A 16,524-nucleotide genomic window follows, 5' to 3' on the forward strand; every position below is an offset into this window, starting at 1 on the left:
GATCGTAATATATATAATGAATATGGGATGTAGGAAATAGCTTATAAAAATTATTTCGAAGGGAAAATGCTAATAGATCATATGATTAAATAAGATGCAGAGGTTTTGTGAGCGTTTGACAAATGGTGGTGACTAGACAGTAATTGTGTTGATTATGTAGACTATTATTTTGGTTAAAAATGCGCGATAGGTGTCGTTTAGCCGGCACCTATCGCAATGTGCTAGTTGATTAATTCAATCTTGTTGAAATCGATACTGTTCTCTTTAGGTGAACGCTCAATCTCGCTAACTTTACGAAAGTGAAATAAAAGAATATAGCCAAAACAGCCCAAAATTAATGCAATTGCCAAAGCTCCGACCCATTGAATTTGAAGGAAATCTAATTTAAACAACAATGTTAACCCGCTGAGTAATACCACATTACCGATCATGTATCGCACTTTACCGAACCGCTGTACCGTTAGGTTTAAATTGTCGGTATATAAACGAACCAAGGAATCAAGTGAATTGATAACAAATGTCATCCCAACCAAGACCATTGCGAGATTGTAGAAACCTGCAACCGGTATCGCGTTGGCGCTGTAGTAATAAAGAACACTGAACCAAATAGCGATTGGAATAGATGGGAATACCATCATAGAAACCAATACTTGGTAAGTTCTGAGCCCACTGACAAAACGAGCGGTAAATTGGCCGATCATGATGCTCCACGCAAACCACCAATAAAGATAAAACTCATGGTAATCATTAAGCGGCAACACAAATTTATGTAGGTTAGTAAAGTAACCGCCCAAAAGACTCAAGGTGGTAAAGAATTCGCCAACACTAGAATTATCCGATAAAAATGCACCGGACCACATTAACGCGATCAAGCCCATGAATAACCAACTGCTTCCTAAGCTTAATATTCTGACGTAGCGGATACTTGTACTTGAGTACACGGCGACAGCAATGATGGCGAGTACCACTAAATAGAAGCTACCTATGATAGTCTCTCCGTCACCTAACTCGGGTAGATACCACGGTAAGTTAACCAACAATAGGTAAGCGGTGAACGCGCAGGTACCAATAATAACAACGTTATTAATCAGTTTGATTAACGGTATCTCGAAGAATTTGACCCTTGGCTCAATAACACAAAAGTAAAAACAGGTTAAGAAGTAGAAGGCCCAAATGAAGAATGCCCAAAAGCCAAACTCTATGGCTAACGGATTAGTAAAAGAGTATTCAGGGCTGGTGGCTAGATCAGCATAACCAGCAAACTCAGTTAGTGGAAACATGATCAATCCGACGTCTAAACCAGAGGTGAAGAGGATGGCGATAAAGGTGAATTTGCGTACAGGAGTGACGCCAATACACTTCATGTTGCCCCAACGGTAAAGGACAAACACGATAGCGGCAAAGGTAAATAAAATACCAATAGATAACCAAGTAGTCATTATTTGGTCTCCGCGGGGTTGTTGCTAGCAAACATAATTATTTCCTTGATTTATGTTTTTACGCTATGTCACAATTTTTTAGGACGGCAAGTGCCATCAGGTTTTAAGTATCGTTTTGACGATAGTTAAAACCTGATAAATTGAACATAGTTAAGTTGACCATTTGCGAACATCGCATTAGTTGGTCATAGTAATATTACTTTCCATGAACGAATGTTTTCGTTAGATATAGGGTAGTGAATGTACTCCTTGGTTAGGGTGAATGTTTATCGTTTAGGGTTCTGTAATCGCTGGCTTGTTTGCCAATCCGATGCAGTCACCACTTGAGCCGTGCTTGGCGCTAATAGCTCTTTCCCCAAAATAATATCCGCGGCACGCTCAGCGACCATAATGGTCGGTGAATTAAGGTTACCGTTAGGAATAGTGGGGAATATTGAAGAATCAACAACGCGTAGACTGTCGATACCGTGAACCTTGGTTTCAGAGTTCACTACGGACATTGAGTCTTCACCCATTTTGCAGGAACAAGACGGATGATAGGCACTTTCAACAGAGCGTCTAACAAACTGATCGATCTCTGAATCGGTCTTTACGGTTAGTCCAGGTTGAATTTCTTCGCCCCGATATTTGTCTAGTCCGGGTTGATTTATGATCTCGCGAGTCAGACGAACGCAAGCTCTAAATCCTTCGATGTCATCTTGATGAGACAGATAATTAAATTGAATTTTCGGTGCAACACGGGGGTCGTTTGACGAAATCTTAATCGACCCTCGGCTTTTGGGTTTGTTATGGCCAATGTGAACCTGAAAGCCATGACCTGAAAAGGCCTCTTTACCGTCATATCGCATCGCGGCAGGTAAGAAGTGATATTGGAGATCTGGCCATTCTAAATTTGCTTTAGAACGGATAAATCCACAAGACTCAAAATGGTTGGTTGCACCAAGTCCGGACTTGTCGAGTATCCAGCGAGTACCAATTAACAACTTGCTAAATGGACCAAGTTTTCCGTTCAATGATATTGGTTTCAAGCATTTAAACTGGAAATAAAACTCTAGGTGGTCCTGAAGGTTTTCGCCTACACCCGGTAATTCATGAACCTGTTCAATTCCGGCATTTTTTAATGTATCAGATGCACCAATACCAGATAGTTGTAGTATATGAGGGGAACCAACTGAGCCGGCGGAAAGCACCACTTCTTTATTGCAACGTATATCAATTATTTGATTCTTGCGTTCGTATCGAACACCAACGGCGGTCTTACCTTCTAGCAGAATTTTGTGTACAAGTGCGTGAGTAACCACCGTCAAGTTATTACGCTTCAGGGCTGGTTTTAGATAGGCATTTGCTGTTGACCAACGGACACCATCTTTTACCGTCATGTGCATTGGACCAAACCCTTCTTGCTGTTCGGCATTGTAGTCGGCAGTGGCTAAATAGCCTGCATCTTTGCCCGCTTCAACAAATGCTTGATATAACGGGTTTTTCATATTGTTGCCGTTATTTACCGCTAGAGGCCCGAGGTCGCCTCGATAGTCGTTACCACCGAATGACCATGTTTCCGCTTTTTTGAAATAGGGTAGACAATGCGAATAGTCCCAACCTACTGCTCCATGTTTCTGCCATTCGTCGAAGTCACGCGCATGGCCGCGCACATAGACCATGCCGTTGATGGATGAAGACCCTCCCAACACTTTTCCGCGAGGGCAATGCATATGACGGTTATCCAAAAACGGTTCAGCTTCGGTTCTAAATTGCCAAGCGTACTTTTCTGTGTTCATCGGGATAGATAATGCGGTGGGCATCTGAATGAAAATGCTTTTATCACTGCCGCCTGTTTCTAGTAACAAGACGTTGTTGCTCGGATCGGCGGATAAGCGATTCGCGAGTACGCACCCCGCACTTCCAGCCCCTACAATGATGTAATCATAGTCTTCGTTAGTCATTGTCATTCCTTAAAATGGGCTATCAAGCGATTGCATGCCAACATAAACCGCCTTTATTTGCGTATACGCTTTTAAGGTTTCACTGCCATTTTCTCGTCCAATACCAGACATTTTGTAGCCACCTACTGGCATTTCAGCAGGCGAGGCACCATAAGCATTGATCCAGCAAATGCCAGCTTGTATTTGGTGTATAACGCGGTGGGCGCGAGTAATATCCTGAGTAAATACGCCAGCCGCTAATCCTAAGCGTGTGCTGTTTGCGCGACGAATCACTTCATCCTCATCGGTAAATGTAAGTACCGACATGACTGGCCCAAAGATTTCTTCTTTCGCGATGGTCATTTCATCGGTGCAATCGGTGAAAACGGTTGGAGCAACGAAATACCCGTTGGGACAATCTTCTGGTTGCAGGGCGGTTCCGCCCGTAAGAAGTGTTGCGCCCTCAGACTTGCCAATATCAATGTAGTCGAGCACTTTTTGCTGGTGGCTTTTTGAAATAAGCGCTCCGAAGTTGGTCTCTGCATTCATTGGGTCGCCGCAGATAATATTTTGTTCGGTACGCTCAATAAGACGTCTAATAAAACGCGGGTAAATGTCTTTTTGAACAAACACGCGTGTACCGTTAGTACAAACTTCACCTTGCGTATAGAAGTTGCCGAGCATGGCAGCGGAAATTGCATTTTCTATGTCAGCATCATTGAAGATGATTAGAGGAGATTTTCCACCCAACTCCATGGTCACTTCTTTAAGTGAGTTGGCGGCGGCAGCCATGACCTTTTTTCCTGTACCAACTTCTCCAGTAAATGAGATCTTTGCGATGTCCTCGTGCTCTGTTAGCCACGCACCGACACGACCATCACCTTGAACAACGTTAAAGACACCATCGGGTAAACCAGCCTGCGTGAATGCCTCGGCCAAGCGCATTGCGCCTCTCGGCGTTTCTTCTGATGGCTTAAAGATCATGGCGTTTCCGCAAGCTAGGGCTGGTGCTGCTTTCCAACAAGCAATCTGCAATGGATAATTCCACGCGCCGATACCCGCGCAAATGCCAAGCGGCTCACGACGCGTATAATAAAAATCGTCACCAACAGTCTGTTGATTACCTTCTATACTTGGGGCTAAGCCTGCAAAAAATTCGATTGAATCTGCACCGGTAACCACATCGACAACCGAGGCTTCTTGCCAAGGTTTGCCGGTATCAAGTACTTCACCTGCGGCAAGTTCGTCGTTGTTTTCGCGCAGTAAAGCGACAGCCTTTAAGAGAATACGACTCCGTTCGATCGGTGTCATTTTTGACCATGTGGCAAACCCAGATTTAGCACTTTTTATTACAGCTTGTTGTATGACTTCGTTGGCGGTTTCAACTAAGTAGCTTATTTGGCCTGTCGCGGGGTTAATGACTTCAAATGTTTCACCCGTATTATTAGATAGATATTGACCGTGTACATAGTTCTGATAAACAACTAACGATGACATTAAGTTTCCTCGTATTTTAAGACCAAAAAATCAATTTGATTGCCGTGTTTTATTCGTCGAAATTAGAGATAAAATGCACCTTTTCAAGTGAACGTGACATTCGTAAAACTATAAATTAGTTAGAATACTAATTATTATTACTCTAATGATCAAGTGGGTTTGGACTATTAACTGAATTGTATACTCGCTACAAGTGCAGTAACCTTTTGTTTTTTAAGGGTGTAGTTGGGTGTTTCTGAGTTTACTCTAAACCAATAAACTAGGCTACTTACAGTTAAATCATTTGAGTTGTAATCATTTGAGTTGTAATCATTTGATCAAGGTCATGATGGCTAGTCGTTATTTTGGTTAGATTCCGTAGCAATCAAGTTAGCTTGGTTCGACGGGTGAAAAATAGTTATTTAACTTGTAGTAGGAGTTGAAAGATCGATGGTGAGCACATTTAGTTGCCAAGAAGCATTGCCGACAATGCCGGTTCCAGATTTACATGATACATGTAATAGGCTTTTAGAATGGGCCGAACCTTTATTAACAGAAGAAGAACAAACAAGGGCGAAAAGCGTAGTGGAGCAGTTTCTCCTGTCTGGCGGGGAAGGTGAAAGACTGCAAAATGAGCTGTGTGATTGGAGTGATAGTGATGACATCTCCAATTGGTCTGCATTGGCTTGGAAAGATCTCTATCTGGAATCTCGTGAGCCTTTGGTCATTAATAGTAATGTATTTTATTACCTTAAAAGTAAGCTGGATGAAGAGGTATGTAAACAAGCGACTATCGCTGCCGCTTTGATTGTCAGTGTCTACAGCTTTATCGCTTTGATTGATAAGAAAGATCTCAAAGTGGATATGCAAAAAGAAATACCGCTTTGCATGAATCAATATAACAGCATTTTTTCTTCAATCAGAATACCCAGAAATGGAACCGATGAGTTTAAAGTTTCATCATCTAGACAGCATATTGTTGTTCTACAGAATCAACATATCTATAAAATCAATATTATCGACGAAAAAGGAAATATCCGATCACCATCTGCTATCGAATTCGATCTTGAATGTATTTTGTCTGCCTCGGATAAAGGGCAAAATATAGGCTTGCTAACCACAATGCCGCGCAATATATGGGCAGAACGCAGAGCAGAATTGCTCGATATATCTTTGAGCAATAAAGAGGCCATGACTGCTATTGAAGAGTCGGTTTTTGCGTTGTGTTTAGATGAAAATAAACCAGAAGCGATAACCGAAATCTCAAAACAATTGTTACACGGAACGGGCAGCAATCGTTATTTTGATAAATCGATACAATTTATTGTGTTTGCAAACGGGAAAACCGGAATAAACTACGAGCATACCGGGGTGGATGGTTCGGTTATGGTTCCGTTAATGGCACATATATATGACACAATTGATGCGGTTGTTTTTGACGAAAGTGATTGTGAAGAAATAAAGAGTCGCGCGATTTTATCAAATGTCGAGGACATCAAATTTGAACTAAATGATGTATTGGTTCACACGGTACAAGACACTGCAGAGCGATTTGTTCAGCATATGGCCAATACTCAAACTAGAGTACTTAACTTCTCTTTTTTTGGCAAAAAGCACATAAAGCAATTTGGTGTGAGTCCAGATGCGTTTGTTCAGTTGGCGTTACAGTTGGCAGAGTATAAGCTGTATGGAAAATGTTACAGCGCCTATGAAGCTGTGATGACTCGAACATTCCTTGATGGTCGTATCGATGTTTTGTACACCGTCACTCCCGAGTCGATGGCATTTATCCGCAGTGTAGATTCGCCAAATTTTAGTGTTCAAGAAAAACAACGCTTACTGCGACAAGCACTGAAAAAGCATATTGCACGGGCTGATGAGTGTAGGGTTGGTAATGGGATCTACACTCATCTTCTTGCGCTGAAATATCGCTATAAAATAGCCGGCAGTTCTATCGGTCTAAATACTCTACCAGCATTGTTTACCGGTACGGGCTATCAGGCATTAACTCATAGTGTTGTTTGTACAAGTACAACATCCGAATATGGTGTTGATCTCGCAGGGTATGGGCCGATTGTCGATGATGGTTACGGGATCAGATATTTTACAAAGAACGACGGCATATGCTTCAACATGACAAGTCGAACCCAAATGCAAGACAATTTGGACAATATGGTGATTTACATCGAGCAGTCTCTCATTGAGATGGCAGAATTGATGCGTGAAGAAGCATAGTATTGATGACACGGCATGAATAAGTTGGTCATCAACTAAAGACAAAAAGAGTTTAATATGAAATATTGTTAGTAATATTTGTAAAATGAAAAGTAAAGGAACGATGTAAATGGAATTTTCTAAACTCGGTAGCAGTGATATTTTAGTGTCACGAGTCTGTTTAGGCAGTATGACGTGGGGACTTCAAAACAATCAACAAGATGCAAATCAGCAGATAGAGTATGCGATAAGTCAGGGAATAAACTTTATCGACACGGCTGAAATGTATGCCGTTCCTCCTTCACCAGACACCTACGGAAAAACAGAGACTATTATTGGCACCTGGCTTGCTGAAAACCCGCATCGTCGAAAAGAACTCATTATCGCAACGAAGATAGCGGGTCCAGGCATGCCATGGGTGAGAGAAGGTGGACCTATCACTGGTGATGCGGTTGTTGCGGCTGTAGATGCCTCTCTCCAACGATTGCAAACCGACTACATCGACCTTTATCAGCTGCATTGGCCGAATCGTACATCGCCTCATTTTGGTAAACATCTGCCAAATAAAATCTCATTTAGTGAATTTGACGCCAAGCAACAAGAGGCGCAGATGCTCGATATTCTGCAAGGGTTAGCTAGGTGCGTAAAAGCGGGAAAGATACGTCATTGCGGGCTATCGGATGATACGCCATGGGGGATCAATACTTACCTAAAGCTGAGTGAAAAATATGACCTTCCACGTATGGTTGCTATCCAAAATGAGTTCAACCTGCTTCATGCTAAAGATTGGCCTTATCTAATCGAAAATTGCGTACATGAGGATATTGCTTATCTACCTTGGTCTCCTCTTGCTAGTGGCATGCTTAGTGGAAAATATTTAGACGGAAAGCGTCCTGAAGGCAGTCGTTGGACATACATGCAACGCAATGGGATTTTCCGTGATACGCCAATTGCGAGTAGCGCGATTAAAGAGTACATGGCGATTGCGGATGCACACGATCTTACACCAAGTCAGTTAGCATTAGCATGGTGTAACCAAGTAGATGGTGTCACCTCTACAATTATTGGTGCGACATCTATGGCTCAGCTTAAAGAGAATATTAGTGCTTTTTCTAAGCCGTTAAATCAAGAAATATTGACGAGTATTGATGGTGTATTGAAAACCTACCCAGCGCCGTATTAAGCCAAGAAAGCCTTAATATAAGATGCGGTAGAGAATGATAGTTGTCGGTGAACAACCTGATCGGATGGATTCAGGTGTAAGGGAATAGGCAGATTATGGAAGATATAAACTATTTGTTGGTTGTTATGGCGGCTTTTTTAGCCATTGCTAGTCCAGGGCCCGCAACATTGGCCATTGCAAATACATCTATGAATCAAGGCCGGATTTATGGTGTTATGCTGGCGTTAGGTGTGTTAACCGGGTCTCTTTTTTGGTCCATTTGTGGTGCGTTTGGCCTAGGGACACTGATGTATTCTAACGTTTGGCTGTTAGAAATAGTTAAGTATTTAGGGGCATGTTATCTCTTATATTTAGCATACAAATCGTTTGTATCTGCGTGGCAGGTAAAGTCAGCAAGTATGTCGAACCATATCAAGTCAGGTTTGTTTGCAACATACTTGCGTGGCCTCTTAATTCATTTAACCAACCCTAAGCCAATACTTTTTTTTGGTTCTCTCTATTCTATCGTTATTCCTGTGGGCTCAAATTCAGATAGTTTGGTCAAGGTGATTGGTGTTGTTGCGATGGTCAACGCATCTATATTTGTCGGTTATGCGCTTATGTTTTCTAATAGTCGTATTCGGCACTTTTATACTAAATCTCGTAGAGTATTTGAGTCTCTGTTTGCGCTGTTCTTTGGGGTGGCAGGATTCAAAATACTCGCAAGTAAGTTAGACAGTTAACCAAAGCGCATGTCATGAGTGCAATCACTGTTGCTCTAATGACGTGTCGCCTTCAAATAAGGTTCTCTTTTTGTCTATCGCCGTGATCAAAAAGTCACGGCATTTCTTGATTCGTGCTGTTTTTCTTAGATCAACATGGCTAAGTACCCATACCGACCAATCTGAGCGAGGTATAGGGATATTGAGTTTTACTACTTGTGTGTCATGGATGCTATCTGGCATATAACACGGCATACGAGCAGCACCAAACCCCGCTTTGACGCTTGCATACATACTCGATAAATCATCAACTTTAAGTGCAATGTAGGCGTTGGGGAAATGCTGGTCTGCCCATTCTGGTAGCTCGGTTTCTCCGCTCCATATTATTATCCCAATAGGTTGAGTTAAATCGATATGGCTTGCCACGTATATCCCGTGTTGTAAACCAGATGCTTGCCTGCCTATTAGATAGTCGGGTGGGGATGGAGTTAGGCGAATGGCGAGATCCGCCTCTCGGCTTGCAAGATTTCGAACCCCTTTGGTTACCATCAGATTGATTTTGATACCCGGATGTTCTTTATTAAATTGTGCCAACTCAGGTGCAAGACAATACTCAAAAATGTCATGTGGCATGGTCAGGTTAATCGGCCCTTCTAATCTCGCGTCCTGACCAAACAAAGTTCGAGAAATCTGTTCATTTTGCGATTCCATGTTTTGTGCTTGTTCAAAAATAGCGTCAGCTGATTCGGTCATTTCGTAACCGTCTCGTAGACGGTTGAAGAGAAGCACTCCATGCTTTTCTTCAAATCCTTTAATTCGTCGAGAAACGGTTGAATGATTAACCCCTAATACTTTGGCTGCTGCTGAGACACTGCCCTCTCGTGAAACAGAGAGGAAGTAACGAATATCATCCCAGTCATTCATAGTTATCTACCCTTGTGCTTTTTTGCACAGCTGAATTGCATTTATTGTGAATTTATTGACAGTCTAATTCGTCTTACACTTCTTGTCGAACTCAGCCACTCATTAACGAAATTAGGAAACGATTATGTATAAGCTATATCACGGAGCTGGAACATGCTCATTGGCCGTCAAAGCCGCATTAACACTGACAGACACACCATTTGAAACCCAAGTTATGGACTTGGCCAATGGCGAGCATTTTCAAGATGAATACATTGTTATCAGCCCACTAAGCAAGGTTCCTGCTTTAGTTATTGCCCAGAACTCTGAAAATTATGTCTTAACTGAGGGGGCAGCAATTTTGTTATATCTATCAAGCCAGTTTCCTGACGCTCATTTAATGCCTAAGAGCGATACATTGGCGTATGCCGAAGCACTAAAATGGTTTCAGCTTCTTTACGCTACGGTACATCCTCATTGGAGCCGTCTGTTTTTTCCGGAACGTTATTCTAATGATGCTGACCGTGTTCGTGAATTATCTGAGGCAGAGCTACATAAAGTGTATTCCCTTATCGACGCACAGCTTGGCAAACACAACTATATCGCTGGGGACAGGTTAAGCTTGGCCGATCTTTATCTAATGGTGACAGTGCATTGGCAAGGCGCCTTGAAAACGTCGCTTTCGAGTCGATACCCAAACATTGAAGCCTATCAAGCTCGAATCTATGAAGAACCGACCATCGGTTCGCTCTATAAAACTGAATTTGGTGGTTAAGTCTACAAGGCAGAAGAGATCTTCTGCCTGTTTTAATGATTGTGTTTTGTTGCGTAGGAGAATAGAAATGACATCACTTTTTAAACCTGTATTGCTGGGTAAAAAAACCTTAAAAAATCGTATGGTTATGGCGCCACTGACACGGGGAAGAGCGAATGAAACGGGCGTCCCAAGTGAACTAATGGCCGAATATTATCGCCAACGAGCCAGTGCGGGGTTGATTATTGCTGAAGCAACCGCTGTCAGTAAGGATGGACGAGGATGGCTTAATTCGCCTGGGATGTTCAATGATGAACAACAACAAGGCTGGAAAAAGATAGCCGATGCGGTTCATCAGGCTTCAGGTACCATCTTTGTTCAACTTTGGCATATGGGCGGGGCGGTTCATCCTGATTTTCTCGACGGTGAAACGCCGGTATCGTCTTCAGCAGTGCAGTTAGCAGGGCAACTACCCACACCGAAAGGGCGGGACCGACAGTTCGTTAAACCTCGATCCTTGTCCATCGATGAGATTTCAGTACAGGTTGATAATTTCACAAATGCAGCAAGACGCGCGATCGATGCAGGACTAGACGGGGTAGAAATTCATGCCGCCAATGGCTTTCTTATCGACCAGTTCACACGGGACAGCAGTAACCAGCGCCATGATATTTATGGTGGAAGTATCAACAATAGGTTGAGATTCATGATGGATGTTGTTACGGCGGTCTGTAATGAAATAGGACCAGATAAAGTCGGAATTAGACTTTCTCCCACTAACAAAGTGTGGGGGATTTCAGATAGCCAGTATAGAGAAACGTTTACTCAAGCGGTGCAGCAACTCGATCGGTTTGGATTAGCTTACTTGCATCTGCTAGAACCCAAACCTGTGCCTGAAAGCGGAGTGGAAACTTTAGATTACTTAACTCCGGAGTTAAGAAAACAGTACACTGGTTATCTAATCGTCAATGGAGGTTATAACAAAACTAGTGCGGAGCGGGTGTTGCAAGCAGGTATGGCGAATGGTGTGGCGTTTGGTATGCCATTTATAGCCAATCCAGATCTTGTAGAGCGCTATCAACATGATCTGGTGCTAGCTAGCCCTGACGCTACTCGGTTTTATAGTCAGGGAGCTCAAGGCTACACCGATTATCCGAGGTTACTTAGCAACGGAAATTAATATGAATCATAAGGTATAATTGATATAAAAGAGCATCGAATTTATCCGCTGCTCTTTTAGCCATTATTTACCTGCTGCAGCTACATCTTTAACGGTTTGAAGCCAATTATTTTTTTGCTCCCGGTCTGATAAAATAACCGAGCCAAATAAGTTATGTTCGGCCTTGCTAACCCCACTAAATTGAAGGGTAAACTGATCCAGTTGTTGCATTATGGGTTGTGCTTGTTGCGTTGCATAGTCAGCCGGTGCATCCATCGTTAAGATGAGCCTTGAGGTTTTATCTTGCAGTAGCTGCACGGGTTCTGGGTTGTCATCTTCAAATTTAAATGCAAATCCCGGCAAAAACGTGCGATCAAATAAGCCTTTCAATTTGGCGGGTAATCCCCCCCACCAAATCGGTGCAACGATAACAATATGGTCTGCTAACAGAACGGATTTTTGAAACTCAATTAGATCTGGTTCCAACTGTTGTATCTCGTCGTAACCATTCTCTAAGTTTGGATTAAAATTCATCTCTGAAAGATTGAAGCGAGACACTTGATGCTTTTTATTCGCTTCGTCTTCATAGGTATCACTTAACTGTTTAGCAAAACTGACTTCTTTTGGATTGCCGTTCAATAATAAAATATTTTTCATCATTACTTCCTTATTTAAGTAGTGACGAATATTTTATTCTCTCCCCTTAAGGGAAGAGTCAAGCGTATTAGAAGAAAAATTCATCGCATCGATGCATTTCTCCACTTTTTTTACCTTACGAGAGATAGCCAACATCTCTGCCTGCAATTCATTTTTGACTTCTATAAGAAATTGGTTGATTCGAGCCCAGTCGATTTCCCCATCATGGTAAACAATCACATTTTTTAATCTTGCTAATGTAACACCCAGTTTTTTAGCTTCAGAAATTAGACTGAGAATCTCAATATCTGTGTCCGTGTATACTCGGTAACGGCCTTGCCGTAATGGAGACCGAATTAGCCCTTTCTCTTCGTAGAATCTGATCGCTTTTATGGATAATCCGGTTCTTTTTGAGACCTCACCAATAAACATATTTTTTCACTTTTTGAATTCGAGTTTAAGTTATTATCCTGCTCGCGCCCTTCTGAGCGATTTAAGACTGTTGCAAATAAGGTAATAAAGCTTCAATTCTCTCGATGTTTTCATATGCAATAGAGTATTGCATCGCATCAAAATTGGTTTCTGCAACGACTTTGACTTTAAAGCGTTCTATGAGACTAAGCGTCGATTCATTTACATACATATAGCCATCCGTCTGTTCTATTCTATCAAGCAAGAACATGTAGTCATTCATTCTGATTAATGGCGGCTTTGGTATTTTGGACCCGTGTGAATCTTCTAATAGGTGATAAGTATAATATGGATAGGGTTTTAACGCGGAAAACTGTTTATCTAATGCAAGCTTGAGTACTGGGTGTCCTTCTCGAACAATAATATATTTTTTGGATTCAAATGTTCTTAACGTTTTCAGCCATGAACATCCTGAAATAATAGTAGAATCAGCAATAATTAGATCCAAATTTTTGGTTTCACTATTGCCCACTAATCCTCGAGCACTCGCTATATTGATATTTAAATTATAGTCTTCTTCTTTTTCTAAGAAACGATGTAATCCTGATTGAAAAATGGGATAGCAATCGATGCCTAGTCCAATATTTAAAATAACTCTCTTTTCATGAGAAAGATTATGTACATCATGATGTATATGTTCAATTTCATCCAGAATCAAAATGGCCCGTTGATAAAACCGACAAGAAAATTCTGTTGGGACTAAGCCATTGGCTGTGCGAGTAAAAAGAGATAAGCCTAAATAATCTTCAAGAGATTGTATCGCTCGAGTAACACTTGACTGCGATAAGTGGAGTACTTCAGAGGCTCCAGTGACACTTTTCTTCTGAAAAGTAACCACGAATATCCTCAATAATTTAAGATCATTTAGTTTCGACATAGCATTGTAAATATAGACATTATAGTACGAACGATTGAATATGATGTGAGCTTCTTCGCATTGTGAAAAACTTTGTTACCTATCCAGATTGAGCATATCCGTATGCAATAATAACAATAGACACAAAATTCAAATCATGGTTTTCTTTATATAGCTTATGGACATGCTCTTTTATCTTAAAAAGAAAAATTAGATTTCAATTTTAATATAAATTTAACTTATTTTTCATTATATGCAATCAAGGTTTATTTGGTGGTCTAAATATATAGCCTATGCAATCAGTATTATTAGAAGTGTAAGAATTTTAATAATATAAAAGATGTTTGGAGTAATAAAAGGAATGTATTTTGTCGAAATTACCGTATAACATAATTATTATTAATCCAGACCAAATGCGCGCAGATTATATGACGCCTGCGGGTCATCCGTTTATAGAGACTCGAAATCTAAACCGTTTGGCTGAGAAGGGGACTTATTTCCCTAATGCATTCACCATTAGCCCAATGTGTGGGCCATCAAGAACCTCATTTATTACTGGTCAGTACCCAATTGAGCACCAAGTTCGAAATTATGTTGGTACGATGTCACCAGATTATCCCAATATGCTCTCAGAGTTAAAGCGAAATGGCTATAACTTGGGCTTGTTTGGCAAAGACCATATCATTGAACCGGATGCCATCGGTGTCATGTACGATGAAGGTGAAGATATTTGTATCGGCAACATGGACGATCATCCGGGTTACAAAAAAAGTTGGGACAGTGGTTCTCTTGCCGCAGAATCAAAGTATAATTTGACTGAACGACTTACGACCAATTGCCTCAACTTTATTGAACGTAATGTAACCGAGAATAAACCTTACTTCGCTACTATAAACCTACAAGATCCTCATCCTTATTTTGCTGCACCAGCACCGTACGATTCGCTCTTCTCAGCTGAGCAATTTGAGCTGCCTAAGAGCTTTAGAACCCCAGTGGACAGCAAGGAACCAGTGAGGCTGACAAACTGGCGAATACACAGTGAGTCATTGCAGGCAACAGAGCAAGAGATGAAAGAGGCCATGGCGATGTATTGTGGTCAAATAAGATACGTTGACGATCAGGTAGGTAGGATCATTGACAAACTAGAGCAACTCGATCAATTAGATAACACCGTAATTATTTTCTGGAGTGATCATGGCGAATTTTTAGGAGACTTCGGTGTTACTCATAAAGGGCTTATGTTCTATGACTGCTTAACTCGTATACCGCTTATTATGTATGATCCTAGTGGTCACCTTTCTGCTGGTTCAAATTCTCACCTAATCGAGTCTATTGATATTATGCCGACGGTCTTGTCCATTCTTGGAATAGACACACCATCTTATTGTCGAGGGCAAAGCCTTCTATCAGAAGACTATATAGAAAGAAAGAGTGTATTGGCAGAAGGCGGTATATATGCGGTACAGCCAAAGGAACCTATCTCTGGTCTTGTAATCAAAGCGCCTCATGATCCAACACAATGGGGCCCAGGAACAATGTTACGTACTAAAAAACATAAATTGGTTATTTACGCAGATGATAACGGTGAACTGTATGACTTAACCGCAGATCCAGAAGAGATATCCAATCTATTTGATGATGAACGCTATAAAGAAGTACGCCATAAGTTGACACTGACTTTATTAAAAAGACAACAGTGCCAAGGGCAACCACCAGAATTTTTGCCAAAGACCGTACAAAAGGTGTTTGAGCGAAATCCAAAATCATATCTTGGTGATTTTGAACAACATGAAAACCTTCTAAGAATAAAAAAGATGAAAAACAATCTTTAAACCAATAACCTACACAAAAAATGGAGAACTGACATGAATAGGAAGCATCTATTAGGACTGTTATCTTTACCTCTAGCCGCTTTATCTCTATCTGTTTCGGCAGCTGAGTTTCCGGCGAAACCGATTACACTATTAATGCCTTGGGGACCCGGTGGTAGTTCCGATACTCAAGCTCGCGCATTAGCGAATGTCGCGCAAAAATATATACACACTAATCTTATTGTGAAAAACAGAACGGGTGCGGGTGGCACTATTGCAGCGACAGAACTGGCGCGTGCAAAAGCGGATGGGTACACTTTAATGTGGTATACCTCTGGTGTGTCAACCACTCAACCAATGATCAGAAAAGTAAAATACTCTCTTGATGATTTTGTTCCAGTTATCGGTACAACATCAGAACCATTATTGTTAGCTGTGTCTAAATCTTCACCATATAACACGGTAGCTGATCTAAAAGGACATGATTTTAATGCTGGTTCACCTGGCGCTGGTAGTATGCCTAATATAGCGATGGTGGCATTGTCAAAGACAGTTGGCTTTGGTATGGATAATGTTATCTACAAAAGCACAACAGAAGCGAATGTTGCAATGATAGGTGGTCACATTGATATCTCTATAACGCAGCCTTCTATTGAAGTTTCTTTGGGTGAAAAGATGCGTGTTTTAGCCGTATTCACGGAAGAAAGGTTACCTGAGTATCCAGATGTTCCGACAGTACGTGAAGCCGGTTTTGATCTAGTAATGGATAACTACAACTTTATTATGGCGCCTAAGGATACGCCAAAAGATAGAATTGAAACTATTCGTTCAGGGTTTGAAACCATGCTGAATTCAGCAGAATTCAAGACCTTTGCTAATAACGCGAATATTACCGTATTCGATATAACATCAGAAAAAATCTATCAGAACTTTGATAAGGAACTTAATGAACTTCCCCCATTACTGAAAGAGATGGGAATTATCAAATAACCTAAGTAG

General features: G+C 41.3%; 14 protein-coding genes. 7 read left to right on the top strand and 7 right to left on the bottom strand.

Features of this window, described 5'->3' with window-relative positions:
- Positions 1-221: 221 nt before the first annotated feature.
- The 3 genes from AACW90_RS09025 to betB form a co-directional block, all read right to left on the bottom strand.
- Complete coding sequence (locus AACW90_RS09025) at positions 222-1,439, bottom strand: BCCT family transporter (protein ID WP_390233358.1); 1,218 nt, start codon at positions 1,437-1,439, stop codon at positions 222-224.
- A 266-nt stretch (positions 1,440-1,705) separates the two neighbouring features.
- Complete coding sequence (gene betA, locus AACW90_RS09030) at positions 1,706-3,382, bottom strand: choline dehydrogenase (protein ID WP_390233361.1); 1,677 nt, start codon at positions 3,380-3,382, stop codon at positions 1,706-1,708.
- Between the two features lie 9 nt (positions 3,383-3,391).
- Positions 3,392-4,858 carry a betaine-aldehyde dehydrogenase gene (gene betB / locus AACW90_RS09035; protein ID WP_390233364.1) on the bottom strand — a complete coding sequence of 489 codons (1,467 nt, stop codon included), beginning with the start codon at positions 4,856-4,858 and terminating at the stop codon, positions 3,392-3,394.
- Between the two features lie 429 nt (positions 4,859-5,287).
- Between betB and AACW90_RS09040 the strand changes: the two genes are divergently transcribed.
- The 3 genes from AACW90_RS09040 (at position 5,288) to AACW90_RS09050 (ending at position 8,956) form a co-directional block, all read left to right on the top strand.
- Positions 5,288-7,072 (top strand): choline/carnitine O-acyltransferase, encoded by a 1,785-nt coding sequence (locus AACW90_RS09040; RefSeq protein ID WP_390233366.1) that lies wholly within the window; start codon positions 5,288-5,290, stop codon positions 7,070-7,072.
- 109 nt (positions 7,073-7,181) lie between these two features.
- A complete protein-coding gene (locus AACW90_RS09045; protein WP_390233368.1) occupies positions 7,182-8,234 on the top strand; it encodes an aldo/keto reductase in 1,053 nt (350 codons plus the stop codon).
- Positions 8,235-8,329: 95 nt separating this feature from the next.
- A complete protein-coding gene (locus AACW90_RS09050) occupies positions 8,330-8,956 on the top strand; it encodes a LysE family translocator (RefSeq protein WP_390233370.1) in 627 nt (208 codons plus the stop codon).
- Positions 8,957-8,980: 24 nt separating this feature from the next.
- Here the strand turns inward: AACW90_RS09050 and AACW90_RS09055 are convergent, their stop codons facing one another.
- A complete protein-coding gene (locus AACW90_RS09055) occupies positions 8,981-9,859 on the bottom strand; it encodes a LysR family transcriptional regulator (RefSeq protein ID WP_390233373.1) in 879 nt (292 codons plus the stop codon).
- A 124-nt stretch (positions 9,860-9,983) separates the two neighbouring features.
- Between AACW90_RS09055 and AACW90_RS09060 the strand changes: the two genes are divergently transcribed.
- Together AACW90_RS09060 and AACW90_RS09065 are read left to right on the top strand one after the other, a co-directional pair.
- Positions 9,984-10,613 (top strand): glutathione S-transferase family protein, encoded by a 630-nt coding sequence (locus AACW90_RS09060; RefSeq protein ID WP_390233375.1) that lies wholly within the window; start codon positions 9,984-9,986, stop codon positions 10,611-10,613.
- Positions 10,614-10,680: 67 nt separating this feature from the next.
- Positions 10,681-11,772, top strand: a complete 1,092-nt coding sequence (locus AACW90_RS09065; protein WP_390233377.1) for an alkene reductase — start codon at positions 10,681-10,683, stop codon at positions 11,770-11,772.
- A 63-nt stretch (positions 11,773-11,835) separates the two neighbouring features.
- Here the strand turns inward: AACW90_RS09065 and AACW90_RS09070 are convergent, their stop codons facing one another.
- From AACW90_RS09070 to AACW90_RS09080, 3 genes are all read right to left on the bottom strand, one after another.
- The gene (locus AACW90_RS09070) at positions 11,836-12,408 is read right to left on the bottom strand and encodes an NAD(P)H-dependent oxidoreductase (protein WP_390233379.1); all 573 of its coding nucleotides are present in this window, start codon (positions 12,406-12,408) and stop codon (positions 11,836-11,838) included.
- A 33-nt stretch (positions 12,409-12,441) separates the two neighbouring features.
- Complete coding sequence (locus AACW90_RS09075; protein WP_390233382.1) at positions 12,442-12,819, bottom strand: MerR family transcriptional regulator; 378 nt, start codon at positions 12,817-12,819, stop codon at positions 12,442-12,444.
- Between the two features lie 61 nt (positions 12,820-12,880).
- Positions 12,881-13,735: a LysR family transcriptional regulator gene (locus AACW90_RS09080; RefSeq protein WP_390233385.1), complete on the bottom strand. Its 855-nt coding sequence runs from the start codon at positions 13,733-13,735 to the stop codon at positions 12,881-12,883.
- Positions 13,736-14,082: 347 nt separating this feature from the next.
- Here AACW90_RS09080 and AACW90_RS09085 point away from each other — a divergent pair, with 347 nt between their 5' ends.
- Entirely contained in the window at positions 14,083-15,546 is a 1,464-nt protein-coding gene (locus AACW90_RS09085) for a sulfatase family protein (RefSeq protein ID WP_390233387.1), read from the top strand.
- A 33-nt stretch (positions 15,547-15,579) separates the two neighbouring features.
- Positions 15,580-16,515 (top strand): tripartite tricarboxylate transporter substrate binding protein, encoded by a 936-nt coding sequence (locus tag AACW90_RS09090; RefSeq protein WP_390233390.1) that lies wholly within the window; start codon positions 15,580-15,582, stop codon positions 16,513-16,515.
- Positions 16,516-16,524 lie beyond the last annotated feature (9 nt).

It is taken from the genome of Vibrio frigidus (genome assembly GCF_042465995.1).
Taxonomy (GTDB): domain Bacteria; phylum Pseudomonadota; class Gammaproteobacteria; order Enterobacterales; family Vibrionaceae; genus Vibrio.